This window comes from Vibrio sp. 11-4(1) (assembly GCF_013048625.1).
Lineage (GTDB): Bacteria > Pseudomonadota > Gammaproteobacteria > Enterobacterales > Vibrionaceae > Vibrio > Vibrio diabolicus.
On sequence record NZ_VHSY01000001.1, the window covers coordinates 330,087 to 356,785 of the forward strand.

The 26,699-nt window shown below is 43.6% G+C and carries 19 protein-coding genes; 5 read left to right on the forward strand and 14 right to left on the reverse strand.

The annotated features are described in order from the left end of the window. Positions 1-3: 3 nt before the first annotated feature. Positions 4-603: a hypothetical protein gene (locus FKN16_RS01390; protein WP_005392629.1), complete on the reverse strand. Its 600-nt coding sequence runs from the start codon at positions 601-603 to the stop codon at positions 4-6. A 538-nt stretch (positions 604-1,141) separates the two neighbouring features. On the opposite strand from FKN16_RS01390, the gene FKN16_RS01395 reads away from it, so the two are divergent. Genes FKN16_RS01395 through FKN16_RS01405 form a run of 3 tightly spaced genes read left to right on the forward strand, consistent with a single transcriptional unit; the run spans position 1,142 to position 6,356 of the window. Then, a complete protein-coding gene (locus FKN16_RS01395) occupies positions 1,142-2,455 on the forward strand; it encodes a type VI secretion system ImpA family N-terminal domain-containing protein (protein WP_109169817.1) in 1,314 nt (437 codons plus the stop codon). A 27-nt stretch (positions 2,456-2,482) separates the two neighbouring features. Then, positions 2,483-5,875 carry a type VI secretion system membrane subunit TssM gene (gene tssM / locus FKN16_RS01400; protein ID WP_170901832.1) on the forward strand — a complete coding sequence of 1,131 codons (3,393 nt, stop codon included), beginning with the start codon at positions 2,483-2,485 and terminating at the stop codon, positions 5,873-5,875. A gap of 28 nt (positions 5,876-5,903) precedes the next feature. Then, the gene (locus FKN16_RS01405) at positions 5,904-6,356 is read left to right on the forward strand and encodes an Lrp/AsnC family transcriptional regulator (protein ID WP_005373369.1); all 453 of its coding nucleotides are present in this window, start codon (positions 5,904-5,906) and stop codon (positions 6,354-6,356) included. A 54-nt stretch (positions 6,357-6,410) separates the two neighbouring features. Here FKN16_RS01405 and tssG read toward each other — a convergent pair whose 3' ends face one another. The 13 genes from tssG to FKN16_RS01470 all read right to left on the reverse strand — a co-directional run bounded on the left by tssG (position 6,411) and on the right by FKN16_RS01470 (position 21,942). Next, positions 6,411-7,409, reverse strand: coding sequence for a type VI secretion system baseplate subunit TssG (gene tssG, locus FKN16_RS01410; RefSeq protein ID WP_048624897.1), 999 nt, complete (start codon positions 7,407-7,409; stop codon positions 6,411-6,413). Next, positions 7,406-9,154 (reverse strand): type VI secretion system baseplate subunit TssF, encoded by a 1,749-nt coding sequence (gene tssF, locus FKN16_RS01415; protein WP_006741090.1) that lies wholly within the window; start codon positions 9,152-9,154, stop codon positions 7,406-7,408. Before tssF ends, tssG begins: the two co-directional genes overlap by 4 nt. Positions 9,155-9,164: 10 nt before the next feature. Continuing rightward, the gene (tssE, locus tag FKN16_RS01420) at positions 9,165-9,575 is read right to left on the reverse strand and encodes a type VI secretion system baseplate subunit TssE (protein WP_005392634.1); all 411 of its coding nucleotides are present in this window, start codon (positions 9,573-9,575) and stop codon (positions 9,165-9,167) included. Positions 9,576-9,636: 61 nt separating this feature from the next. Then, the gene (gene tssC / locus FKN16_RS01425; RefSeq protein WP_005392635.1) at positions 9,637-11,112 is read right to left on the reverse strand and encodes a type VI secretion system contractile sheath large subunit; all 1,476 of its coding nucleotides are present in this window, start codon (positions 11,110-11,112) and stop codon (positions 9,637-9,639) included. 8 nt (positions 11,113-11,120) lie between these two features. Continuing rightward, positions 11,121-11,627, reverse strand: coding sequence for a type VI secretion system contractile sheath small subunit (gene tssB, locus FKN16_RS01430; protein WP_170901833.1), 507 nt, complete (start codon positions 11,625-11,627; stop codon positions 11,121-11,123). Between the two features lie 26 nt (positions 11,628-11,653). Beyond that, complete coding sequence (gene tssA, locus FKN16_RS01435) at positions 11,654-13,222, reverse strand: type VI secretion system protein TssA (protein WP_170901834.1); 1,569 nt, start codon at positions 13,220-13,222, stop codon at positions 11,654-11,656. Continuing rightward, positions 13,209-15,209: a protein kinase gene (locus FKN16_RS01440; RefSeq protein WP_170901835.1), complete on the reverse strand. Its 2,001-nt coding sequence runs from the start codon at positions 15,207-15,209 to the stop codon at positions 13,209-13,211. Before FKN16_RS01440 ends, tssA begins: the two co-directional genes overlap by 14 nt. A gap of 237 nt (positions 15,210-15,446) precedes the next feature. Further along, the gene (locus tag FKN16_RS01445) at positions 15,447-16,391 is read right to left on the reverse strand and encodes a hypothetical protein (RefSeq protein WP_170901836.1); all 945 of its coding nucleotides are present in this window, start codon (positions 16,389-16,391) and stop codon (positions 15,447-15,449) included. Beyond that, positions 16,384-17,376 carry a DUF2169 domain-containing protein gene (locus tag FKN16_RS01450; RefSeq protein WP_170901837.1) on the reverse strand — a complete coding sequence of 331 codons (993 nt, stop codon included), beginning with the start codon at positions 17,374-17,376 and terminating at the stop codon, positions 16,384-16,386. Before FKN16_RS01450 ends, FKN16_RS01445 begins: the two co-directional genes overlap by 8 nt. Next, complete coding sequence (locus tag FKN16_RS01455; protein WP_145534683.1) at positions 17,357-18,676, reverse strand: hypothetical protein; 1,320 nt, start codon at positions 18,674-18,676, stop codon at positions 17,357-17,359. Before FKN16_RS01455 ends, FKN16_RS01450 begins: the two co-directional genes overlap by 20 nt. Positions 18,677-18,787: 111 nt before the next feature. Then, the gene (locus FKN16_RS01460) at positions 18,788-19,270 is read right to left on the reverse strand and encodes a hypothetical protein (RefSeq protein WP_005392644.1); all 483 of its coding nucleotides are present in this window, start codon (positions 19,268-19,270) and stop codon (positions 18,788-18,790) included. 2 nt (positions 19,271-19,272) lie between these two features. Further along, positions 19,273-21,351: a type VI secretion system tip protein VgrG gene (tssI, locus tag FKN16_RS01465; protein WP_109169809.1), complete on the reverse strand. Its 2,079-nt coding sequence runs from the start codon at positions 21,349-21,351 to the stop codon at positions 19,273-19,275. Between the two features lie 72 nt (positions 21,352-21,423). Beyond that, positions 21,424-21,942, reverse strand: coding sequence for an Hcp family type VI secretion system effector (locus tag FKN16_RS01470; RefSeq protein ID WP_005373415.1), 519 nt, complete (start codon positions 21,940-21,942; stop codon positions 21,424-21,426). Positions 21,943-22,397: 455 nt separating this feature from the next. Here FKN16_RS01470 and tssH point away from each other — a divergent pair, with 455 nt between their 5' ends. Further along, positions 22,398-25,076, forward strand: coding sequence for a type VI secretion system ATPase TssH (tssH, locus tag FKN16_RS01475; protein WP_170901838.1), 2,679 nt, complete (start codon positions 22,398-22,400; stop codon positions 25,074-25,076). After that, on the forward strand, positions 25,063-26,694 hold the full coding sequence (locus tag FKN16_RS01480; protein ID WP_085343953.1) for a sigma-54-dependent Fis family transcriptional regulator: 1,632 nt from the start codon (positions 25,063-25,065) through the stop codon (positions 26,692-26,694). The genes tssH and FKN16_RS01480 overlap by 14 nt, the downstream gene beginning before the upstream one ends. Positions 26,695-26,699 lie beyond the last annotated feature (5 nt).

Sequence of the window (26,699 nt, forward strand, 5' to 3'; positions counted from 1 at the left end):
ACCTCAAAATAGCATAGAAACAGACAGTTCAAGCCCACCTATCCCATCATTGATAACTGGGAGAATATAAGAGGCTTGAGGAATGATTTGTATATGAGCATCTGGGTTACTACCTAGCTTAATGACCGTACCAACGGCGATAACTGCACCCAGCTCGAACTGATCGATGTCCTCGACACTCTTATAGCGGTAACCTTCTGGGTCAACTTGCCAACGGTTTGAATATTGTGAGTAACCTGCAGATAAACCAGCACCTACGTACGGTGTGAAAACGCTCCAAGAAGCCAGCGCATATTGCGGTACAACACGAAGTTCATAGTTAGTTACTTCTTGATATAGACCGCTAGCTGGCGCTTCGATATCTTCTGCTAGGTAGTTAAGCCCTAACCACCAGCGCCAACGGTTATTATTTTCATCAATAGGGCGAGAATGAACCAAGCCAAACCTTAGAGTGTCTTGTTCACCACTGTTACCTTCTTCGTAATTAATGCTATCGATAGTCAACATACTGGCAGAGAGTCCATAACGCTCTCCCTTTGCGACTGCAAAAGAAGAAAATAGACACATGGCTGAAATCAGCCCGATTTGACTTGGTTTTAGCATTTCGTCCCTCTAGGAAAACCGATATTCTACTTAGAGGCGAAAGATATCAATTATATTCTCTTTTTCAATAAGCCTAAAAAAACACCTATAACTTAATACATTTCAACTATAGGGTTGGTTATTTTACCTACAAACAAAAACTAATGGACCGAACTGAGTTAAAGCAATGAGCCTGTAAACCTATTTAATTAAATAAAAATTAAGAAGGCTCTACCACCAATTTAAGAGGGCTAATTTAAAGAACACAGGCGAACAAAAAACAGACAAAGTTAACAATTTAGTCACATTTATTAACTCAAAAGATCGACTTCGTCATATATAAGGTTCTCCTTAAAAACAAATCGAACTATTGACATTAATATTATGAACAAAGATCACACTAAGGATAATTTAATTTATTTTTTAAGTGTTTTTATTATCTAAACAACTTCTTTTATCTATAGAATCACTTCGGTAATGCACTGCTTACAATTTAATATAACAGCAGTGGAGTCCTATATACTTTAATACTTCTATATGATCAGTTGGAATTTGCCTTATGTTTTTTAGCGACTTCGCTCGAAGACCAATCGATGAAAATAACCCAAGCGGCTCTAACCCTAATGGCTCTGAAGACTTTGACGAAATAAAACGTCAAATAAATAATCTTAATAAAGTCACCGGAAGAGTCTCTTGGAAAACGGTTCAAACACTCTCAAAAAAAATCTTGAGCACTCACGCAAAAGACTTACGTTGTTGCTGCTACTTCACTGTCGCATCAACATATAACGATGGTCTAAGAGGCCTTGTTGAAGGGTTAAATTCATTGCTTGATGTGTGTGTCGTCTATTGGAACACCGCATACCCTGAACATTCAAAGTCAAAAGCACGAATGAGCGCAATTGAATGGATGGTGGAGCATACTGAAAAACGTATTAATAAGCACCGTGCGTTGCCGGAAGAACTTCCACTTATTGAAGCTGCGCACCAGTTGTGTTTAAGAATAGAGGAAGAGCTTCGCCTTCATTACGGTATTCAAGCGCCTTCATTTGGTCGCATTCGTCGTATCTTAAATCAATGGGCTGAACAGATAAAAGAACAACAACATGCCATAGAGTTACGCGAGAAAAAACAAGCAAATACTAACGCTGCTGCTTCCGCACAGGCAACACCTGAAATTAAAGTGAATGTATCTCCCTCTCCTGCCCCGGACTCGCCATCCCACCTCAATAACAGTGAAAAAACGACCCCAACAAAGTCCGGCCGATTTATGATCTACTTCATCATTGGCTTGATTGTTACGGCGATATGTTCACATTTTGTGTACGAACAACAACGCTATCGAACGCTGGAGCAAAAAATTAGTCAAGCTTCACTTAATGAACTTGTAAAGTTGGTCGCCTCGTTAGATTACGAAAATAAAAAATATGCCCAGTCACTGAAAACACCAACTATTAATCGCGTAGATATTATGATGAATAACTGGTTTTTAGACTCGGCCAAAGTAAGTAACGTCAGCGAGCTCGATAGCTTGACCAATGAATTAATCGCAATCTATCCAGATTCATCTTCTGCCCAGCAGTTACGTCAAAACTTTTTGACACAGAGCGCCCATTTAGAAGACCAGTTTATGGATGTGTATAAGCGATTTTCAGACGCAAGAACGGTGTTTGCCAACGTAGCTAGACAGAATGTAGATAAGAACTCTAAAACGGCGTACGAATATAGTAACTCACTATTCCCGCTTCTAGGTCGTATTGAATACGCTGAAAAGTATTCACAGCAAAAGGAAATTGACCGCGCAACCCTTTTACTGAACATCTACCTATATAAATTGAGTCAGCTACAAGCTGAAAAAACTGACAATAAATAACAATACAATTAAAGAAGTTTTAGGCTTATGTTCAAACAAAAACTGTTTAGAAATCCAGTTGTGATTTCTACTATATTAACGCTTTTAGTGGCGATAACCATTACCGCTATTTATCTTCTTTTTCTAAAAGATGCAGATAGACTGTATCTTTGGCTGAGCCTTGGTGTTATCGCCATTTTCTACGTCACTTTTCAATTAACACTATGGTTGAAAAAAAAGAACAGCGCTAAAGCTCAAAATTTGGAAACTGAGGAAGAAGCTCTTTCTATGGTTATCCAACCTCTTCTTGCTAACTCAGGTAAGAAACCAATTTATCTGATGCTTGGTAATAAAGGGTCAGGGCGACGTCAATTTTTATTTAATTCTAGTGCAATTAAACCAATGGATCGCACGAGAACCACTAAGAATGATTTTTTTGAATGGTACGAATCTGACAGCGCTGTATACATCAAACCTGACCAACGCTTAGTGTTTCAAGAAATATCAAGCAGTGATGCTTCTTTATGGAATACATTCATCGAAGAAGTAATTCGCCACCGACCTAGAAAACCATTTTCTGGCTGTTTATTCTTCATCGACTTCGAGTTCATGATCGTCTCTGAGCCAGAACAAAAAGAGTACACTATTTCGTCGTTATTGGAGCGCTTGAGCACTATCAACTCTAAAACGTCGTCAGCATTACCAATTTATCTAATTATGTCGAAGCTAGACAAGTTAGATGGATTTAAAGAATACATGCACTTTAGCTCTCTTAAGACACGTGTAGAGTTCCTTTCTATCCCGCTGAAAGAGGCCAAAGGTGTTTTTTCAGAATACTACCGTGATAGCTACCGAAATCTAGTTAAAGTACTTGAAAGTAACGCGCTAGATGCATCAGCTAACTCAACAGATATCGACGAGAAACAGGCAATTCTCGCTTTCCCTAAGCAGTTTGAGCTATGTCAGTCTGAAGTCAGCTATGTTCTAGAGCGTCTGTGTGATGTTAACAACGGTGTTTATTCGCTAGATATCCGTGAAATTTTCTTTAGCTCAAGTTTACAAGGCGGTCGTAAATACAATTTACTAGCAAAAAGTTGTAGTAACTACTTCAACTTACCAATTATCGCCTCTGAGCATACCCAGTTGACGGAAACACCGTATTTTTCTCGCTTTCTGATTGATTCGCAAATATTGCCTGAAAGCGATTTTGCGGGAGAAAACAAGACGTATCTTCGTCTAATTCAGAGACAAAGCCGTTTAGCCATACTCGGCTCCATTATTCTGCTTGCTGGCGGTGGTTACTTTTTTGCAACTACGTTAGACAGTAATTTACATGTGATGAATCAACTACTAAGTATTGATGACAAATCACAAGCAGAGCACGATGCAAGATTTAGTGAGCTTTTAGAAAATGCAACCAAAGCGATAGAACCGTCTTATGGGGCATGGCTTAAAGGTTCTAAGGCTTTAGATGAGGAAATATTACCACTCAATATTAGCCGTTTGGATCAAAGCACTCGCATTGCCTACGAAGCGTTACTTAAGGAAGTCGCTCAGCAGCTAATACCTCTGATTGAGAAAGGTTACCGCCTACAATTGGCACAAAATCAAAACGCTTTCACGCGCGCTTTACCTCTATTGAAGGGGTATTTAATGCTTAACGATCCATCTAAGCGTGATATCCGTTTTTTACGTCATCAAACACTCCAAATGATGAGTGATTTGAGTAACCAAAGTGACGTCGTTGATCAGGCCATGCGCTACTTAGACGCCTACTTTCGCACACAATTTGCTCCAATCGATATCAACATGGATCTTGTTCGTGCAACACGTCGCTCATTACTTGCAAATTCGAATGTCGACCTCGTGTATGCAGGCATTTTAAACGAAGCAAGCTCTATTGATTTAGGAACATTAGATCTGCAACGAGCCGTCGGTTTTGAGTTTAGCAATGTATTTAATACGCCAATCGATAGCGAACGCTTAATCGTCGATAAGATCTATACCTCCACTGGTTTCAGCACCTTTTATCGACCACGCGTGGACTTAATGTCACAACGAGTAATCAGCGACAACTGGGTTCTAGGTCTATCGCAACATGTCATCCCTACCAACGAAGAGCAAGAAGCCTTTAAAGAAGAAGTGCGAAAAAAATATACTGATGACTACATCAATAACTGGCGTAATGCGCTGAGTGAGCTCAAAGTCCAAAACTATGACAACGTTGGTGACCTGACCAACGCGATAGACTTAATCTCTGGGCCTTCTTCACCAATGACAACGGTATTGAAGCAGGTCTATGCCAACACACAATTTTCACCCGTTGGCGAAAAAAGCGCTCTAATTTCAAAACTGGACCCGAAACTCGCGGCAGCAGCAGATTCTGCATCAGATGCCGTAGAAGAAGTGGTAAAGCCTGATTACTTGCTAATGCAACGTGTTGAGCAAGCCTTTCACCTATTAAACCAGCTTCAAGTGAGTGAGACACCAAACTCCCCTACTCCTTGGGATGAGACCGTTGCAGCTTTGAGCCGTGTTCGCACCTACATGAAAGACATCGCCGACGCGCCAGATCCACAAATGGCGGCGCTAGCAGCAGCACAGCATCGAATGAACAGTACTGAGGCGGACCCATTAATCAAACTTAAACAGATTGCACAAAAATCACCAGAACCCGTTCGCAGCTGGTTACTAGATGTAGTTCAACAAAGCTGGTCAGTAATGATTACAGAGTCTGCAAAAGGCATTCAAACTCAGTGGTACAGTGAAATTTATACCAAATTTAAAGAGATTGGATTGGGGAAATATCCATTTGACCTAACAGCGACCGAGGAAATCTCAATTGAAGATTTCGAATTGCTATTTGCTTCAGGTGGCTTGTTAGACACATTTATTCAGAAAAACTTTGCACCGTTCTACGATACGAACTTGTGGACGCCAAAGCAGGTAGATGGTGAGACGATGCCAATCTCTCCAGCTCTGCTAGTGCAACTACGCAACTATAATGTCATTCGAGATACATTAATTAATAAAAGCACCAACCGAGTTCATATTCCGTTTAGTGCAAGAGTACTCGACCTTGACTCTAGTGCAATTAGAGCCAGTTTAAAAATTGCAGATACCAATATGAGTTACTACCACGGTCCAAGCCGAATTCGTGAAATGGCCTGGCCACCGCAAAATGGTGACTTCAATATTAGTATCACGCTCCAGGATGTAACAGACGAAGGTAGACAGCACGTTTTAAATAAGAGTGGTCAATGGGCGATATACAGATTGCTAGGTGACTCGACCTTGACAAACACTCATAACGGCAGCTTTGTCAGTGACATAAAAGTGTCAGGGAGGGACTTAAGCTTACGCATCACTCCATTGACGCAGAAAAACCCATTCACTCTTGCTGAGCTATATAACTTTACGCTCCCAGAGTCGATTAAATAACAATATAAAAACAAAATAGGCAGAACACATGATTTCAAACATGACTTTACAAGGTTTAGATAAATTAGATCGAAAAATACTTTCAAGTCTATTGTCAAACGGGCGTGAGTCTATTGCGAATCTATCTCGAAACATTGGTTTGTCTCGTACAGCAGTAGCAGAAAGGATTAATCGTTTAGAAAAGACCGGTATTATCAAAGGCTATACCGCACAAATTCGTGTAGAAAACGAAGGGCGCAAAGCCGCAAGCTATCTATTGATATCTTGTGAAAAGGGTAAGAAAAATGATGTAACAAATGCGCTTAAAGAAATCCCTGAGGTTCGCTTAACAAGCGTTGTTGGTGGCAACTTTGATATTATTGCCCTAATTGAAGCGCCCGATCTGCAGTCTATTCATCATCTTTGTAACGAAATTGAGTCATTTAACGGGATTCAAAGGCTTGATACTACCGTCGTACTTCACCAACCGATCAGCCGCTAAGCTTTTCTGACCTTTTTGATGACAACATAAAAAGCCGCTCGTAGAGCGGCTTTCTTATATGCTTCCGATAACTCGGATTTTGGCATCTTTATCACTTGGGTTACCTAACCAGAATGTTTGTCCTAAGTGGTTCCCTTCCCCATTACCTAGCTTATTCTCTGGAATACTATCTAAGTTAACTGTCAACTTTAAGTCCCACGACATCGGGTCACGCAAAATGAAACGCATCAGGCCAACCAGTGTTTTGTGTAACTCACCATCGTAGGAAAACTGCTTAAATGTTTCAAAATCGATGCTGTCGATGCAGAGATTAAATTTGCCGTTTAAGTCCGCAATGCTTTGTCCTAAGTGCAAATTTTGCCCTAATATGCAATTAGCACGGTTGAGTTTATTCCGTTGGCTTTCTGCGATTTCCACGCGTCTATAAACCCACTCTTCAATACGCACATTCGGCAGTGAAAAGTAGTGCGAAACAATACCGGATATCAGCTTTGGAGAGCGTGTACGCGTAGAAAGTTGGTTTACATAAGACAGTATTTTCGCTCGATCTAACTCTGCGACCTTACTATCTTGCATTACGCTAGATAGGCCCGCCAAGTGCAGCATACGTCCAGAGAAGGCATCACTTGCCCCGCTTTGGTACTGCACGTGATATCGGTATTTCTTCCAAACCCGGTACAACAAACTGGTGTACCGATTATGGAAAAAATCAAAGAAATCTTTTACCGGATTGTCTTCAGGATCTCGCCCTGCCAGTTTCTCAGTATAAGAAGCAGGAAGTGGTGAGCTTGAACCATGCAAGCCAAGAAAGTTAGTTTCGACTCTAGAATACTGCTGGCCATTTCTCTCCATATGAGCAATAAAGTCCATATCGCTCTTTGGAAAAGATAAGTTTGGCGAAACGCTGAACTCAATACGTTCTTGGTGGAAGTACTTGTTCTCACCGACGGCGACAAAGTTAGAGTTCGGCTCTAGTTGATAATGCTTCTCTAGCAGCAAGACTGCTTGATAGAAACTAAACTCATTCGACTTATCAGAAAGTGTATTAATCATAGTATCGTCTGCTGTCCGATAAGACTTGCCCAGTTATAAACCTCGCCAGTCGCTTCATCAAACACTTCCAGTTCGGTAAAGGAGTTCACACTCGAATACAAACGGATGAATTCGTTAAGCACCGTCGCCATCAAGAACATGTCGCCTTCATTGACAAAAAATTTGGAATTGGTGACCAACTTAAACTGATTGCCTCGTACCGAAACGCCACGAAATACACGGTCGATTGGTTTCATTTCCGAAGAGATAACCCCATCAAGTCGATGAATGGATGCGCGGTGCGCTTGTCTGTCAACACGAGAGTGGAAATCATAGGTAGAGAGAAGTACTTTAAGTACATCAATATTTGCCAGCGATAAGTAGTTGAGTGACATATTCGCAATTAACTGCCACTGAAGCTCACCATTCACTTGCGGACTGACCGATTGAGTGGGCTTGGTAATATTCCTAAACGTCGCATAGGTCGGTGATTTATGAGTCGCGTAAGTGATGTCCCCCACTGACAAACGTTCCGCCAAATCTGCGTTACTACATTGCAGTTTCATGAGTACCGTTTCTGTTCCCAGTTCCGCAATGTCCCCATTATGAGTATGAAATGATATGTAGCGTTCAAGACCTCTACCGCTTACACGCTCAGCGACTTTAGATTTGTAGAACTCGCGCTTATCTCGTTGGTTAATTTGATGCTCAAATGATTCAAATTCAATCAGAGACTTTCGACGACGCTCGTCTTTACTCCAGCTTTCCACTTGCTCAATGGAATAGACTTCGTAATGCTCCTGAGTGTTGCTTTGCGGACGTACCTTGTACTCGTTACGTCGGTGCTCTAAACGAATTGGATCGCCATCTTTTTCAAATAAATTAACTGCAGGCGTACAGTGCAATTTCAAGTGTTTATCTTTAAGCACCACTTCTGACGGTAATGCACGCTTAAAGTGGAATTTGATTTTGACCGTGCTACGTTGTGGAATGCCTTTTAACCACTCTAAGCCTTTAATGTCGAAGAACATGAACTTATCTGGCAAAGAGAAGAATTCTTGCAGCAAACGGTAGCCTGCAAATGAATTTTTGCTGTAAGGCAGGAGCGCTTCGTCCTCTTCATGCCCAACTGGCTTAACGTATTCTGGCCCTAAGCGATGTTTGTAACCACCACCAACATCTAATTCGACATAATCTAGGTAACGGAACAGCCATAAGAAGACAGTTCGAGTAATATGAATCTCGCCATGCAGGTGTAATCGCAGCGTGTCTAAACCGATCCGAGACAGTTCAAGACCATGCTCCGTCGATAAAGTCACATCAATCATCGAACTAGTGCGGCTGTTGGTCTGTTCGATGTTAGTGATCGTAATTGGGTATAGATTGACGTCGTAACAAGTACGGAACAAACATTGCGTGCCCTCTACCTGTTCACTCGCCATTTCTGCGCCACGTTTCACCACGGTTTTCTCAGTAACACTTCCGGTATGCGGTTTTAGTTCGCTAATGCACAAAGACGGAATCGAACGCATGTAATGTGGCCACAGCAAAGTCATCAAAGATTGCGTCAGCTCAGGCAGTTCATCATCAATCTTCTCGCGGATTCGACCTGTCAGAAAGGCAAAACCTTCGAGCAGTCGTTCGACATCTGGGTCAAAGGTTCCCTCAGAGAGAAAGTGAGTTAACTTCGGATGATATTTGGCAAACTCACTACCCGACTCACGCAAATACGTGAGTTCATCTTGAAAGTATTTACTGTTACTCAAGTGGCACCTACTAAACGTTAAATTGGCCGTCGGTTCCCATGTAGACGTCTATCGACATTGGGACTTTACCGCCGTTATGGGAAACTTCGCCGCGAATACCAAAGCCGAGTTGTAGCGGGTTATGGTGATCTTCACGGTAATTAACCTCGACATTCAACAGTCGCGGTTCAAAGCGTTCTATGGTTGACGTGATATTTTTTTGAATGTGGCGAACTAGGTTCGTGTTGTTAGAAAGTACGTCATTAAAATCTGGTAAACCATACTCATTGTCGATCATTGCATTCCCAGAATGGGTATTCAGCAAGTCTGCGAGATGAGAATGAATAGATTCAATCAAATGCTTGTGAGAAACGACTTTCTCGTAACAGTTTTTGGGTTCACCAAGCTCAATCCGCTCTAAAAGGCGATAACCTTTTTCCATCTTCACTCCTACGAAAAAAGCAGCCAGTCTTTACTGGCTGCTTTATGGTTTCAGCAATGGGTTATTGGTCTAACTTACCAACTAGAGACAAGTCGAAGCTTGCACCCATGTACTTGAAGTGAGGACGTACAGACATTGATACTTTGTACCAACCTGGGTCGCCTTCTACGTCTGATACTTCAACCTTAGCAGCACGTAGTGGACGACGACCACGGACTTCTGCTGGCGGGTTTTCCTGGTCAGAAACGTATTGACGAATCCACTTGTTCAGTTCAATTTCTAGGTCTGAACGCTCTTTCCACGAACCAATTTGCTCGCGCTGTAGCACTTTGATGTAGTGTGCTAGACGGTTGATGATGAACATGTAAGGAAGCTGAGTACCTAGCTTGTAGTTCATCTCTGCTTGTTTGCCTTCTGGCGTGTTCGCAAACACTTTCGGCTTTTGAACGGAGTTTGCAGAGAAGAACGCCGCGTTGTCAGAACCTTTACGCATGGTTAGCGCAATGAAGCCTTCTTCTGCTAGCTCGTACTCGCGACGGTCAGAAACAAGAATCTCAGTTGGGATCTTAGTTTCGATTTGACCCATGGCTTCAAAGTTGTAAACCGGTAAGTCATGCACAGTACCACCGCTTTGAGGACCAATGATGTTTGGACACCAACGGTACTTAGCGAAAGACTCACTAATTTTTGATGCCATCGCGTACGCAGAGTTACCCCATAGGTAGTTGTCATGGCTGTCTGTTACTTGCTCATCGTAGTCAAACGCCTTAATTGGGTTATCTTCTACGGAGTAAGGTGTACGTAACATGAAACGCGAAGTACACAAACCTAAGTAACGCGCATCTTCGTGTTCACGTAGACTACGCCATTTAGTGTATTGTGGGCCTTCAAATACTGACTTAAGATCTTTTAGATTCGGTAGCTCTTCATAGCTATCTAGACCAAAGAACTTCGCAGACGCAGATGTAATAAATGGAGCATGAGACATTGCACCCACGTTTGCCATGTACTCCATCAGTTTGATATCTGGAGACGAAGCCGACATATCGTAGTCACAAATGACTGCGCCAACAGGTTTACCACCGAACTGGCCATATTCACGCGTATAAATTTGTTTGTACAAACCAGACTTCACCACTTCTGGCGCGTCTTCGAAGTCATCAAGAACTTCGTCTTTCTTCGCAGAGATCAGTTCGATTTGAATGTTCTCGCGGAAGTCAGTGTGATCAACTAGGTACTTTAGGCCGCGCCACGTTGATTCAATCGCTTGAACTTCTTCGTTGTGAAGAATAGCATCAACTTGCTTGGACAATTTTTGGTCGATTTCAGAGATCATCAGATCAACCAGAGATTGGTCGACTTTCTCTGTGTTCGAACTGCTTAGTAACTCACTGATGAATGCTTCTACGCCACGTTTTGCAACGTCAAAACCTTCATCACTTGGCTTTAAACGAGTTTCGTTAAGAATGCTATCCAGAAGTGAGCCTGATTCAACTAAGGCTGCTTCTTGTTCTGGCGCTTGTGCTTCTGCAGACATGATATCCCTTACTCTTCTTTCGCGTCTTGGTCGTTGCCAATGCTTAGTTCATCCAACAGTTTCTTTCTCGCTTCTTCATCTTGAAGAACCGATGCGATCTTCTTACGGAACGCAGGAACGTTTCCTAGAGGACCTTTCAGTGCAACCAAGGCTTCGCGAAGCTCAAGTAGGCTGTTTAATTCAGGTACACTTTTCGCGATCGCTTCTGGAGAGAAGTCCTTCATGTTTTGGAACGTTAGATCAACACCGATTTGGCCGCCTTCTTCATCAGAAAGACGGCTTTCAACGTTCACTTTAACGTTTGGAGACATGCCTTCTAGCACTTCGTTAAAGTTGTCTTTATCGATATTGATTGGAGTGCGTTCTTCAATTGGCGTCTCATCTGCACGTGCAGTAAAGTCGCCAACCACCATCATGCTTAGCGGCAGCTCTACGTCTTCTTGCGTATCGCCAGTTGCTGGAACATAACGGATATTAATTCGCTCTTTAGGAGCCACCGAGCCGTCACGTGACATAATTCGTTCCTTATCTAACTCTTTAATTAGTCATAAATTGCTTTCCACTCTTCATACTTCTCAGGTAAAAGATCCTTACTTCTGAATAACTGATGGAGTGTTTTTCGAATCAGGTCTTCTAACTGCGACGATAAGTGGGGTTCCCAGCTCGCGAGATTAAACGCATTTTGTACTTCCCACCCCTTCTCAAGATACGGCAAACACAACGGGTATAATCCAACAGACTGGTAAGCTGCTATCAATTGTAAATACAGCATGAACTGTCCACGCCCTGAGCCATCCAGCTCAAGCTTGCGGGCGAGTTCTGCGGCATATTCCCCTAGATTTTCTAGAGTGATATCCTCCACCAGCAATGAATCTTCTTCAGCGATCACAACCGTCTGTACAACAGTTTGTACTGCCGATGAAGTAGCATCTTGAGTAGACAACCAACTCAATGTTGCTTCATCTGCAAATGGTATAGAATTCTTAAAAGAGAGGCGTTCGATGCCCTCCAGTGACTCAACAAACCGCTTTACTTCTTGTTTCACGGCAAGTGCTGCGTCATCAAAACCTAAGTTAGTAAGCATCAAATACACGAAATGGTGGCCTGTGAGCCAAAATGGCGCGTCAGTTAGCGTGCGCTCCAAACGTTTAATCGTGTCGATGTCACTTTCCTGATTGGCTTTGTCGCGGTATTCCGCTTGTTGATCGGACGATACCGCCAAGCTCAATGGCGTTTGATCGTTTTGGTGGTCAGGTAGACCATCAATGTCATCCCAAGTCAGATGACGATAAATTCGGTAAGCCAGCGGATCACTTGGGTTCGCATGAAGCATGACTTCCGCGACTTTTTTTAACGTGCGTTTTGAAGCCGTAGGCGATGAGAAATCTGTATCGACATCGACTTCTTTTGCTACGGCTTTCTTAACTGGCGCAGGTTTAGGGGCCGGCGGAACCGTCTTCGCTGAAGCGGTTTGAACGTCGTTCTGTGCTGGCGTTTCTACCGCGGCAGGCTGCGTAGCTGGTGCCGCTTGTTCGATGGTAGCTATTGCGTCATCGCTCTGGTCATCGGCAGCTGCTTGTTGAGATAAAACATTGAGCTGCGTGCGAATCTCAAAGAAGTCAGCTTCGGAGTCTTGGTAAACATCGTCGTACTGACGCTGCACTTCTTCAATCGCCGAAATACAGCCTGAAACTAATTCCCAAGATTGCGCACTGTCCGCAAGCTTAGTGCTCATCAATTTAAATTGATGATTCAACCACTCCACCGCTCCGTCTCTACCGCGTTTCCGTGTCGGGTAAAGATCACTACCGAAGCAAGCTAACGCCTCATTAAGCAGTTTCAGACCTTGCTCAAAACCTTTGAGCCCGGATTCCTCTGCAAGCGCTCGTACTAAATAGCAAAGTGCTTTTAAATCTTTACTATGATGCTCGAGCACTTCCATCGCATTGGTTTTTACTACATTCCAGTCGACCGTTTCGCCAAATAGTGAGCCGAACTTTTTTACCTCGGCTTCCATCATTTCATAGCAAAACTCGTAACGAGCATCGTTACCCGCAGGAGATTCATCAGAAATCGGTTTAAGAAGGTGATCAGTATCAATGTTGGACAAAATTCGCATCTCCTTCAGTCAAGTAGTCTCTCAATGCACGAGCTACGGCGATGGCACCATTTGCAGGCTTAGAAAACTGATGACTCTGATTAATCGCATCCGACGCCATGCTATCTAGAATTTTTGTGATCTCTGTAAATTTTCTTGGCGCATTTCGTTCTAAATCAGCAAGGGACTCATGCAATTTCTGTTTGTCGAAAATGGATTGCTCCATCACCGTACTAAACAAAATAAATTCGCTTCTTGCGATGATTAAGTCTGTTATTTTTTTTTCTAGTTCTGGCGTATTACCAAAGTAGTCTTTGGCTAATTCAGCTTCTTCAATCGCTTTGGTATAAAAGTGCGCTTCTGCATGTTTATCAATGGAGTCATTAATATTTTCCATCACTCTCTTTGGTAAGATTTGGCTATAGAAATATGCCTGTGACTGGTTTAATAACCACGCCTCTTTCATTTCTTCTTCTGCGAGCTTAGCTTCACCAACTAAAATTAAGTGAGCAATCTGCTTATCACGACTGCCAGCAATGGCAGATACTTTCATGGAATCAACAGAGGCAACATTCAAGCCCGACATCACTTTAGTCAGTGTTTCGTCCGCATAGGGAAACAATGCACCATCACGAACGAGTTCCTCTCGCAACGTGACAAGCTCCTTGCGTAAATCCACTAATGTCTGTGGTAGTCCATCAGCTAAAGCTTGATAAGACTTCAACAGAGTCTGTTTTTCATTATATAAACCCGAAAGGCTTAATTGCTGAACTCTATACGCTTCTCGGTAGGCTTTAGTTGTATCAACGCTCTGCTCAGTTTTTGCTAATACTTCTTTGATATTCCATGGCGGCTCAGCCAAAAAAGAAGCAGTATCTGTGGGCGTGATTGTGTGACTTAAAGGTGTCGTTTCTTTGGCAAAAACAGCATCCAATGCATCCGAATTTTGCTGATACAAATAACTTCCTGTCATTGCCACCACACTCAACACTAAACTCGCCTCCAATAGTTTGAAGCGTCCGTACGCTGTTTTATCATTCGACTTACAGTGTGTAAGCAGAAGATCCGCATTACGCAAGCTACTGAAAATTGGTGCGTTAGAATTTGAGTTAATCGATTGAGTATCGATTCGCGCTAACTGCTGGGCGAAAGAAATAGCGGTATAGCCATGCCCTCTTGGTTTATTGATGACTTGTTTCAGCAACTTCCAAATATGAGCCGGGATCAATGCAGGACGCTTTCGGTCTTTTAATTGTTTATTCCAAGTATCACCGAATATTGAACCCAAAAATAAATGTCCAGCGAGCAAAGCAAGGGAGTAAACATCATCTTGCGGTTCCGCGATGCCAGTTTCGATATAAAGAGGTGAAGCGTAGTTCAAGCTTGCTTCTGCGTAAGGTTCCGTTTCTCCAATATAACGAGCAGCACCGAAATCGATGAGTTTAACGTAATCGCCTTCACTCACTAGTACGTTGGATGGCTTAATATCAAGATGGCAGATGCCTCTTGTGTGCATAAACTCTAAGGCACCAGCGAGTTGATATACCAACCAAGCGATATGGTCGTGGCGGAAACCTTTAGAAGAGTGGCGCTCCATCTTTTCTGCCAGTGATTCACCTTGGATCCACTCGTACATCAAATATGGGCGTTCGAATTCGTTGCCGATTTTTATGAAGTTAGCCACGCTCGGATGTTGGGAAAGCTCTAATCGACTCGCTTCGTTAACCAACATTTTGCTCGCAAATTCTGGCGAGTCATCATTGATAACTTTGCAACAGATCTGCTTTTCTGGCTGCCCTTTTTTTGCGAGATGATAAACGGTTGTTTTACCATTTTTAGAGGGAAGCTTGTCTAATACATCAAATTGTGAAAAAAGCACGTACTCAAGCTTTGGCTTATTTTTTTCTGCTAGCCTTTGCTCATTCAGTTTCTTTTTCTCAATAGCTTTCACAACCAACTGATCGATATATCCTTTGGCTGTACTCTGATTATTAGACACTTAGTACTCTTTCATAGAATAAATATTATTAGAGTTGAATAATATTTTCTTGAACATACTTGTATCAAGGCTAGTATTTAAAACAAACAGTAAGCCTATTATTTTAGTTATTATTACTAACTTATTAGAGTTTTTTACTTACGCTTTCACTGCATGAGTTATACGCTTTTTCATGTTACAAACGTAAACCTAATAATATGAGTGTATTTTCATTGCCATTTGATCGATGAGTGCCTACTAACATTGCAGCAACTGGAGAATCCCCTTGTCACCATGAAAGTCAAACATTAACAACGTGGTTGGTTGCCTAAAATGGTGATCTCTGACCGCAAAGGCGATTAAGGCTAGAGAAGAGCAACTGCCCAACGTGCCCCACAATTCGTTAATAAGCTGTGGCTGTTCTGGATTCGTAAACCGTTCCGCTTTAGCCCCCAGAGCAAAGCCGTAATCTTCCGTGTGCATGCGAAGGTTCGTCATATCGGAATATACTTCACCAAATGAATCGAGCTTTTTGCTCGCACGTTGAACAAGTCGAAACATACCTCTTCGGTCTGAAGTATTTAATTCCGTATCAATATAGCCAAGTTGCGCTTGAGGCTTAAGTTTCAATGTCTCTATGGTATTTCTACGACAAAGAATTAAACCTGCCCCACCCTCGCTCGGAATAACGCCCCATGGATTATTCGTACTCATTACCATTGCATCGTCGATGAGTGTTTGCATCGAATTCACCAAGGAATCGACACTGATACACATCATGGCATCGTATTTATCCAATGATTTCATGGCCTGGAGAACGAAACTAGGCCCACTGGCATGAACTGCATTCACCACAGAGAGAAAGTCAGCATAGTTACTTTCACCAAGCCATTCTTGCACCTTTACTAGTGAAACAGACGTAGGCACCGCTATAAGTAACGGAATCGGCTTTAAAGAACGCGGCAATTGTTCCAACAATGAATCAAGCAAGCGGGTTATTAACTCACACGTTTTCTCAAACTGTTCCATTTCTTTGGTGTATTCGATTTTTGCGTAAGTAAACCGCTCGATACCATCATCTCCTACACATTGGTCGAATCTTCCTAAATCAGCATACGAAACTGCACTGGCAATATCTAAGTTCATACCAGTTGGTGTCATCACTTCCATACCCAACACATAGCGACCTGTTGAATTATGCATGCTCGCTTACCTCTTCCAACTTAGTGATCGATGTCGACACCAACAAATGCTCTTTACCCTGACAAGGAAACGCAGCGGTGTAACTGATTGATATGGTTTTCTTTTCAGCATCAACGAATAAGGTGTACATCGCCATATCAACTTGATAGCTATCGTTATTAAAAACGGCAGTTGCTCGATATTTCTCTTTAGGAATGCGGAATGAAAGCGTGTCATCATGACAAAAGCCACTCATCATCAAACGCTCTCCCCCATGAAGAAAGCCTTTGCACTGCTGATCAATAGGCGCGCTTTGGAAGAACCGCTTATCAAAATCGAGTGGCAACATTGGCTTGCGGTTCTCAATCCAATCGTCATCGAACGTGCCGGCCAGCTTCTGGCGCGACTCAAAGAACGGAGGGACTGGCCCGAACCCCGCAACGCGTAGTTTTTTCGCGGCGGCACTCCAGTCCTCTCGAGGATAAAAAACCGAGGGTACTTTCTGTTCAAGCAATTCTTTGTTGGAGTCGGCAACCCCACCACCTATTCGGTTACGTAAATCACCGCCTACCGCGCAAGTGTAATCAATGTCTTTTTCAATAAATGGGATTGGATTACTCAGCGTGATACTGCCAGCATGCTCAACCCATACGCGTTCCCCGTAAATAGCGAGAGTCTTATCGATATGACCATCAATCAACACGCGACACTCTTGGTATGTCACTGGCTTTTTCGCGTAGCTGCGTGCTTTGCCGTAAACAAGTACATCTGTGTTGTCTTTGGTATACGCGAACTCGTGGTCAACTTTCATCGCAGAGAAGCCTTCTTCGCCCAAATATTGAGGATCATCGAAGATTTCACTTTCACCTAATTCGTGCCAAACAACACCATCGAATTGCCATGTGCGTTTGGCGACCACAACCCAGACTTCATCGCCGTTTTCGTCACGTTGAAAACGACCTTTAAGTGATAGCTCAGGGTGCGCCTCAATATCCCATAACTGCATTGCTATTCCTTAAGTTGAATCGTTCGCTCGCAGAAGGTGCGGCCTTTAAATTGTTAAAGTTCCAGTCTTGTTGATGAATCGGCATTGCCATATCCCAAGGCACGTAGGCTCTGGATTGAATACAGAGTTGACGCCATAGCCAATCGCGGAACAGCACATCAACGTTAGCATCTTGCATCGCAGCTAACGTAGACTCGAAGCTCAATGCGTAACCCAAGCGGCTTGGTAGATTTTGGATATATTTTTCATCTTCCACCCACTCATTGAGAAGATCGACGATATCTTCCCATTCATACTCGACACCAACATCTTGCGGAGTCAGAGGAAGAAGTTTTCCGTAGACGACATACAAGGCTTGAAGCCAAATTTCACCCTCCGCTTCCTCCAGACTTTCCAAGTGCTCGATGATTGGGGGCATCAACTTCCAATCACCACTCAGAGCAAAATCAACAGGTGCTAATGGAGAAGAGATATCAAACGCCTCAAACTCTTTTAACTCAAGCAACTTGGCATAAGTGAGCACTTGCGCTGATGGTAATCCACTTGGTTCGATGCCAAAGCTCTGACGGAACCAAGTGCCTCTGTCACGTTTGGTAATCAAGCGTTCAAATAGATATTGTTCGCTGCCTTCATTGTCATTAAGCCAATCAATCCCCTCTTTCACGTCTTGTAAAGCGAGTAGTGGCAAAGCAACATGAGAGCTAATGATGCTGGCTTTGTTCCAGCGCTTGATGAGAGAAACACTTAATGTCTGGCGGACACGTAAGCATTCAAAGTAAAACGCACTGGATGTCGCATTACCCTCAATAAGCTCCGAAAGCGTGCTATCCATAGATTCAACCGGAGATTGCACGGCAACGACCATTGCAGTTTTAGCGTCAATATCTTCGAGCAAACTCAGTCCACACAAAAGGTTATCAAGATCTGAACCTAGCTCTCCTTGTAACATGAGCCAGATATAGATTTCTGGCTCTTTGCTTCTTAATTGATGGAGTAAGCCCGGCGCTAATCGATAAAACGACAAGTACACCTGCTCCAGTTCTTCAATTTGGCGTTCGATCAGTTTGAGATACTCCAACTCACGACTTGGATAACCCCTTTTGTGAATTTGAACTCGCTGCCTGATTAAAAACCCGATACTTTCAGAAGCAATGGACAGCTTTTCATTACAGAAATCCAGCCACGTTACTGGCAATTGGGAAAGGTCGTTCACAGCACGCTCAGCTTTTGCTAACGCGCCTTCGACTTCTTGATTGGTTATGGGTGCCTTTAGGTGCTCGACACCGATTCTTTGTCGCATCTAGTTATCCGTTATTAGCGTGCCATAATGCGATTGCAATTAGTTAACTCGAAGTAATTAGCTCACTCGGCGTGACTTGTTAACACAAAACCATTAGCTAACGCGAGGTAATTAGTTAATTGCGATCGTTCCGCCTTGAATTTTTTGTGCTTTTTCTGCTTGAGAAGTGACGTACTTCGCTTTAGTGGTAATTCGTCCATCGCGCCCGCTATAGCGAGTTTCTGTCTCACCACTTTTGACTACCAACTCTTGTTCTGTCTCGATAACCATCTTCTTCGCTCGCAATACAAACTCATCTGAGTCATCCAGAATGGAGAAAAAAATGTCCGTTACAAGAGGCAAGCTTAAGTCGTCGTTCAAAAACTCAATTCGACAACTTAATCGATTATCGATAGCCATTTGCAGTTCAGAACGACGAAAGCCACGTCCTAGTCTCGCAGTGAGTGGCTGCTTAAATGGGTTACCATCAAAATCAACTCGCACACTGCCCGTAGACTCATTGATAGCCACTATTATTCCAAAACGCGAAAAGCAAGCCGTTGATTCGGCTTGCTGCTCTGATATTACTTCTGTTGTAAGAGGTTGTTTTTCCATTGTTAGTTAACCACTACGTTGCCACCTTTCACGACGACTTTGTCACTGCCTTCGATCGTAATAGCCGAGCCTGATAACTTTATTGAACCATCACTGTTCATCACTAAAGAGGAACCACCCGTTTTCAATACAATCTTGTCGCCACTGATAATTTGCGTCGCACCATCGGCTTTATAAGCGGTGTTACCTTTCACTGATACCGTTAAGTTGCCACCAACCGTCTGGTTATCATCCGCACCAATGTCTGAACTCTTAGATGCACCGATAGTAAGGTTACTGTTTTCACCAATATCTAAATCATCATTTTTACCGATCTTAGTCGTACGGTTATCACCAATTTCTAAGTCAGAATTGTTTTTCACATACTGAGCTTCATTCGCGTTGTATGTGACGGTAACGTCTTGCTCGACTGTCTCGGTAAACGTACTGTTTACTTGTGTCGTTTTATGCCCATGAATGGTTTCTTTATGGTCACCGTGAACTTCATTCGTTTGGTGACGTGCAACCTTTAAGAACTCATCTTGACCGATATCACGGTAACGGTTGTTGAGCACCTTGGTCGACATGTCTTTTTGAGCGTGAATATAGACTTCTTCTTGGTTCGCTTCGTCTTCAAAACTCAACTCGTTGTAACCTGTTCCTTTGTGCGTTTGCGTGCGGAACGTGGTACGAGTTTTGTTTTCAGGTAAAGAGTACGGAGGAAAATGTAAACCGTTGTAAACTGCGCCCGTAACTAACGGACGATCTGGATCCCCCTCCAGGAAAGTCACTACGACTTCATGGCCAATACGCGGCAAGTACACTGCGCCCCAAGTTGGCGCCGCCATTGATTGGCTTACGCGGATCCAGCAACTTGAATGTTCATCGTTATCGCCATAGCGATCCCAATGGAACTGTACTTTCACTCGACCAAGTTTGTCGGTGTAAATCTCTTCACCTTCTGGTCCTACAACGACCGCCGTTTGAGGGCCATCAACCACTGGTGCTGCTAGTTTAGGCGCTTTAAAAACCACATCACGTGGAATACATGAGAACTGGTTGTAGTAAGTGGTTGGCATACCACTCGCTTCATCTTCATGCACTTGCGGATCTTGCCCTGTGTGCATTACAGACAACATGAGGTAATCGCGGTTAATCTCAGAACGTGGGTGGTCACTGACGTTAAAGCTGTAACCAGATGCTAAGCGCATTACGTCACTCGTTGCTTCCACTTGTTGATTATCGACTATGTGTTCCGACATCCACTCCGTGGTTCTCACTTGGCCCATAAGCGGGTCAACGTATCGTCCAGGATAATCAAACTGCTTGAGATCTTGGTCTAGCTCGCCAGCCTGTGTCATCTCTTGTGGAATTTTAGGGTGTTCGTAGTTGTAATCTGTGTACGTAACCTGTCCCGTTCTAACGCGGTTAACTAACTCGAGATCAGAGATATGCTCGCGATCGGCAACACCCCCACCATCGGCATGATAAACAATCGGCCCAATGTATGAAGCATTTAGTGGCGAGCTTATCAAAGGTGCAATCGCGTCATTACTGTCGACAATGACCATCGTATGATTTGAATCGCTATGGTCAAAGTAATACCACATACCGTGTTCAGCCATCATGCGCTGCACGAAGTGCAAGTCAGACTCACGGTATTGCAGAACGTATTCTTTTGGAGGATAAGTACCCGACACTTCAAATCGGTAATCGGTGACTGCCCCATCATCGAGTACTTCTGTGATGATGTCTTGTGCTGACTTTTGCTGGAAAATACGACAATCTTGGCGCTGAGATAAGAACCAAGCTTGAGGAACCAAGACTAATTGATAACGAGAAAAACGACGTCCAGTCCCTAAGTAACGAACTTCATTCACTACGCCGTTGAACACACGCGCAGCCCCAACACCTTGTCCGTAAAGTGTTAGTGTTCCTGCTTTACGTATTAACTCATCAAACGAGATATCTGGATCAAGTGAAAGTAATGAGAGATTGATGTGGAAAGGCTTAGATAACTCTTCATGAACATGAAAGCTCTCAACCCGAAATTCATGCCCACATCCAGGCACTTCAAATTTAAATTCTACGTCATTCACCATATCTTTTACCTGATACAAATAATCGAATTAGGGCCAACAATCGTTGGCCCTGAATCTTTACGCGACGAGCAATTAAGCTTCGCGTGGAGCACGCCAGTCGTCGTTACCCGCAGTACCACAGTTTTCGTGAGTTACTTCGATCGCACGGTAAGTGAACTTAAGCACTTCTTCTGTCACGCGGTCAGCTGTTGCTGCGTCTTGACAGTGGTTCATACGAGTTTGGATATCGACAAGTAGCGCATCAATCAATTTGATTGAGTAGTAGTGCTCTTGTTTACCTTGAACTGAAGTACGGTAGAAGCGGATCACACACTCAGGAAGTTTTTCGCCAGATACTAGTGCGTTGAATAGTAGTGGAGATGAGCGATCTTGAACTTTAGTTACAACAAGTGGACGGTGTACACGTTGACCAGTTGGCTGACCACTTTGTGGATCACGTGGAACAGTTAGCACGTGATCAAGTTCTTGTACTAGGAACTCATCAACGTGAGCTTCTTGCCATGTGTTACCTACTGAATCTGCAGAGTAAGTATCTTTAGTAATATGGCCTTGAGTCTCACCTTGGATAGACATATATGCTGGAGTTGGCATCGCTATTTCCTTTTCTAAAATCTGTTTTGTTTAAATCACCAAATCGCTTATCACCGCGACTACTTGGTATAATCAAAGTCCGTGCCAACTTTAAAAACACAACAAAAACAACAATTTAAACAAACTAAGACATTATTCACTAATATCTTGAGTACAATTTATTGGATAAAAAACCAAAAAGTTGGATTAAGATAATAATAAATTGTTCTAATTTTAAAAAGTGAAAATAACCATATAAAACTGTGTAAATAAAGTCATTAAAACTAATAAATCCGACACTTTTACTATCAATTAATTTAGAATAACAACCTCATTAAAATAACCACAAACATTAATGTCACAATAATCATTAAAAATAACCAACAAACGATAGTCAAAATATCTTGATAAAAAAAGAACGCAATCACTTTTAGTATAATAGCCGCTACTCTTTTCCTCTAAAGAATAAAATGGCTATGATAAATATAAACCTTTCTTCATTAATTCAGCGTCTACACCCGATTGCAAAAGTAGCATTAGAAGACGCCGCTGCACTTGCAGTCTCTGAAAAAGCAAACGAAGTTCAAATTGAGCATTATTTACTGAGTCTATTAGAAAGGCCAAATAGTGATTTTGACGTCTTATTAAGTCATTTTGATTGTTCTGAGAACTTATTAAGACAATCGGTTCGATCTACACTCGACACCAACGCCAAAGGAAATGGCAGCAAACCTGTTTTTTCTGCTTTATTAATCGAATGGTTACAAGAAAGCTGGCTGGTTTCTTCTTTAGATCTATCCGAAACACAAATCCGCTCTGGCGCCCTACTCCTTACTCTTGTTAGCAACCCTCTCCGTTACGGCCAACATGGTTACGCCTCTATCCTTGAAGCAGTAAACCCTGACAGCCTTAAGCGTAACTTTGCAGAGCTAACAAGCCACTCTATTGAGGCGCAAGTTGCTACTTCAGAGAAAACACAAGCTCGTGAGGATGGCTCAGCACTGAGCAAGTTCACAACCGACTTCACTGGTAAAGCACGCAAAGGCGAAATCGATCCTGTTTTCTGCCGTGACCAAGAAATCCGCCAAATCGTGGACATTCTTGCTCGTCGCCGTAAAAACAACCCTATTGCTGTTGGTGAGCCGGGCGTTGGTAAAACCGCAGTAGTAGAAGGTTTGGCACTTAAGATTGTACAAGGTGACGTACCAGACAACCTCAAAGGTGTTGAGCTTTACGGGCTAGATATGGGTCTTCTGCAAGCTGGTGCAAGCGTAAAAGGTGAATTCGAAAAACGCCTAAACGCGGTATTGGATGAAGTGAAAAACTCGCCAACCCCTATCATTCTTTTCATCGATGAAGCACACACCCTTGTTGGCGGTGGTAACCAAGCAGGCGGCAACGACGCGGCAAACTTGCTAAAACCAGCCCTAGCGCGTGGTGAAGTGAAAACCATCGCTGCGACAACATGGTCGGAATACAAGAAGTACTTCGAGAAAGATCCTGCCCTTGCGCGTCGTTTCCAATTGGTGAAACTCGACGAACCATCTCCGGAACAAGCAGCATTGATCATTCGTGGTCTGCGCCCAGCATACGAGAAGTCACACAACGTTTACGTGCGTGATGACGCCATCACTGCTGCGGCAACGCTTTCTGCTCGTTACATCTCTGGTCGTCAACTACCAGACAAAGCGATCGATGTACTAGATACGGCGTGTGCACGAGTGAACATCAGCCTTAATGCTATTCCTGCTTCTGTAGAGACCCTGCAACAAGAACTTGCAGCTCAACAGCGCGAGCTTGAAGCACTTGAGCGTGATGCTCTGCAGCAAACTGGCGACAAGCACAGCCTTGCTAACATTCCAGACCTAAAACTGGCAATGGAAACAACGAAAGAAGAGCTAGCAGAACAAGAAACGCAATGGCACAAAGAAAAAGAGCAGATCCAAGAGATGATTGCTCTACGCTCTCGCTTACATGAACTGGTCTTCGGCGAAACAAATGAAGAAGAGCTTGTTGCAGACGAAGATTCAGAACAAGAGCAAGACGTTTCTCCATATGCAGAAATGGATGAAGAAGCCGTTCGCATTGCAATTTCGGCCTGCCAAGAACAGCTAGATGCAATCCGCAATGGCAACCCACTAGTTCACTTTGAAGTGGGCCCAGATGAAGTCAGCCACGTGCTCTCGGACTGGACTGGTATTCCTATGGGTAAGATGCTTCAAGACGAAGCAGAAACCACGCTAAAACTGAAAGAAAGCCTAACACAGAGCATCAAAGGCCAAGAATACGCTATCGATGCACTGTCTGAAGGCATTCAAACTGCAAAAGCCGGCCTAGGTAACCCAGACGCACCGACAGGCGTGTTCCTGTTGGTTGGCCCAAGTGGCGTGGGTAAAACCGAGACAGCTCGTGCAATTGCTGATCAAATGTTTGGTGGTGAGCGCTTTATGACGACCATTAACATGTCTGAGTTCCAAGAGAAACACACGGTATCTCGCCTAATCGGTTCACCTCCGGGTTACGTAGGTTACGGTGAAGGCGGCATGCTGACAGAAGCGGTTCGTCAACGTCCATATTCTGTTGTGCTGCTTGATGAAGTGGAAAAAGCCGACCCTGAAGTGTTGAACCTGTTCTACCAAGTGTTCGACAAAGGTACATTGAACGACGGCGAAGGCCGAACCATCGATTTCAAGAACACGCTGATCATCATGACCAGTAACCTTGCGACGCACGAGATTGAATCTTTGGTTCATCAATCCAAAGACATCGATGCAAACATCATCGCAGAAGCTATCCGCCCTACTTTGAACCAACACTTCAAGCCGGCACTGTTGGCACGTATGTCAGTACTACCATTTGTTCCGCTGTCTGATGAAGCAATGACAGAAATTATTCACCACAAGCTGAACAAAGTTTCTCAGCGTCTACAGAGCCATCACAAGTTGTCGCTAAGCTACGAAGAAAGCTTGGTTGAGTTCGTATTAGGTAACTGTCGCCTTGCTGAAACAGGCGCGCGTAATATCGACGCGGTCATCAACCGTCAGTTGCTGCCGCAACTATCGACTCAGCTATTGGTGCATGACAAGGATGATTCACATACGCAAATCGAAGTGTCTGTCGATGAGCAAGGAACACTAACCTATGCGTTCAGCTAACCATAGCGAACTTAGTAACGCCCTACTTGCGATCAGTCAGTCTTTGGCTGATCGCAGCCAGCTTACCCAAACGTTGGATGCTGTGTTGACCGCTGCGAGACAAATGACCCTCGCAAAGCACGGCATCATTTATGTTTTGGACCAGACTGGCCAGGCGTTGATTCCAAGTACCGCTCACCATAACGATAAAACGATTGTTTCCCACCCTTGGGAAGCATTACAGTTAGACTCAGCCAGTGAGAACGACCCATTTAACTTTGCTATTCGTAATGGTGAAGTGGTGTTGATTAACGAGTTGTATAAGTACAACGGTTATGACTGCGAAAGCATCTATCAAACTGAGCAGACACTGGGATTAAAAAGCGAGAACTTACTGGCTTGGCCTTTGATTGATAGCGAAAGCAAAACCATTGGACTGTTAGTCTTACTCGATTTGAACGTCATCGACAACGAGGCAGCCTTGACTGAGTTTTGTCGTATGGCTGCGAGTAATATTCGCCAAGCCGTTTGGTTAGAGCAATACGGGCAAGTAATAAAAAATCTCAATGCCGACAATCAAGCCCTAGTACGCGAGAACACTCAGCTCAAAAAGCGTACCCAGAAAGCCTATCAAGGTCCTATTGCAGAGAGCGAAGAAATGCTCAATGTCTTGAATCGTCTTGATAAGGTGCTATCTCTTCCTGTCGATGTGCTGTTGCGTGGTGAAACGGGCGCTGGTAAAGAGGTGATCGCGAAATACATTCACGAAAACTCTAATCGTTCAGAACAACCTTTGATCGTACAGAACTGTGCCGCAATCCCAGAGCAGTTATTAGAGTCAGAACTCTTTGGCCATAAGAAAGGCTCATTTACGGGCGCAGACAAAGACAAAGTCGGTTTGTTTGAAGCAGCCAACGGCGGTACGCTTTTCTTGGATGAGATTGGCGATATGCCAATGCTACTGCAGGCAAAGTTACTGCGTGTACTGCAAGAACGCAAAGTTCGCCCTATCGGCACTAGCAAAGAGATTGAAGTGGACGTTCGCGTTATCGCCGCAACCCACTGTAATCTTATGCAGCAAATCAAAGATGGCGGATTCCGTGCCGATTTGTTCTATCGTTTGAATGTGTTCCCTATTACATTACCACCACTGAGAGCACGCAAGTCGGACATTATTCCCCTTGCTGAGCATTTCGTGCAACACACGACTAACACGCTAGGTTTGCCGCAAGCGCCAGGGTTAAGTGCCAATGTACGTAAACAGCTCCTTGCCTACCAATACCCAGGGAACGTGCGTGAGCTTAAGAACATCATCGAGCGCTCGGTGCTACTGTCTGATTTTGAAACCATTACTCACATCGAGTTTGGCGAACAAATCCCAGAAGATGTGCCAAGTATCGACATGAAAGCAGCCTCACCTACCCCAGACCAACCTGCTTACGAGCGGCAGGCACAAGCGGATTTAGAAGACGCTTCAAAGAGCCTTAAGGACGTCGTTAGCCAATACGAGCGTACTGTGATCATCGACTGCTTAAATGCCTGCAATTGGCACACCAAGAAGGCCGCTGAGCAATTGGCACTTCCAATGAGCACTCTCAACCATAAGATGAAGAAATACGATATTTCCGCTGCGGGTTAAGCGAG

Coding starts and splice junctions, on each gene's coding strand:
- FKN16_RS01390 (WP_005392629.1), bottom strand. CDS start 603: ATGCTAAAACCAAGTCAAATCGGGCTGATTTCAGCCATGTGTCTATTT.
- FKN16_RS01395 (WP_109169817.1), top strand. CDS start 1,142: ATGTTTTTTAGCGACTTCGCTCGAAGACCAATCGATGAAAATAACCCA.
- tssM (WP_170901832.1), top strand. CDS start 2,483: ATGTTCAAACAAAAACTGTTTAGAAATCCAGTTGTGATTTCTACTATA.
- FKN16_RS01405 (WP_005373369.1), top strand. CDS start 5,904: ATGATTTCAAACATGACTTTACAAGGTTTAGATAAATTAGATCGAAAA.
- tssG (WP_048624897.1), bottom strand. CDS start 7,409: ATGATTAATACACTTTCTGATAAGTCGAATGAGTTTAGTTTCTATCAA.
- tssE (WP_005392634.1), bottom strand. CDS start 9,575: ATGGAAAAAGGTTATCGCCTTTTAGAGCGGATTGAGCTTGGTGAACCC.
- tssC (WP_005392635.1), bottom strand. CDS start 11,112: ATGTCTGCAGAAGCACAAGCGCCAGAACAAGAAGCAGCCTTAGTTGAA.
- tssB (WP_170901833.1), bottom strand. CDS start 11,627: ATGTCACGTGACGGCTCGGTGGCTCCTAAAGAGCGAATTAATATCCGT.
- FKN16_RS01445 (WP_170901836.1), bottom strand. CDS start 16,391: ATGCATAATTCAACAGGTCGCTATGTGTTGGGTATGGAAGTGATGACA.
- FKN16_RS01450 (WP_170901837.1), bottom strand. CDS start 17,376: ATGCAGTTATGGGATATTGAGGCGCACCCTGAGCTATCACTTAAAGGT.
- FKN16_RS01455 (WP_145534683.1), bottom strand. CDS start 18,676: ATGCGACAAAGAATCGGTGTCGAGCACCTAAAGGCACCCATAACCAAT.
- FKN16_RS01460 (WP_005392644.1), bottom strand. CDS start 19,270: ATGGAAAAACAACCTCTTACAACAGAAGTAATATCAGAGCAGCAAGCC.
- tssI (WP_109169809.1), bottom strand. CDS start 21,351: ATGGTGAATGACGTAGAATTTAAATTTGAAGTGCCTGGATGTGGGCAT.
- FKN16_RS01470 (WP_005373415.1), bottom strand. CDS start 21,942: ATGCCAACTCCAGCATATATGTCTATCCAAGGTGAGACTCAAGGCCAT.
- tssH (WP_170901838.1), top strand. CDS start 22,398: ATGATAAATATAAACCTTTCTTCATTAATTCAGCGTCTACACCCGATT.
- FKN16_RS01480 (WP_085343953.1), top strand. CDS start 25,063: ATGCGTTCAGCTAACCATAGCGAACTTAGTAACGCCCTACTTGCGATC.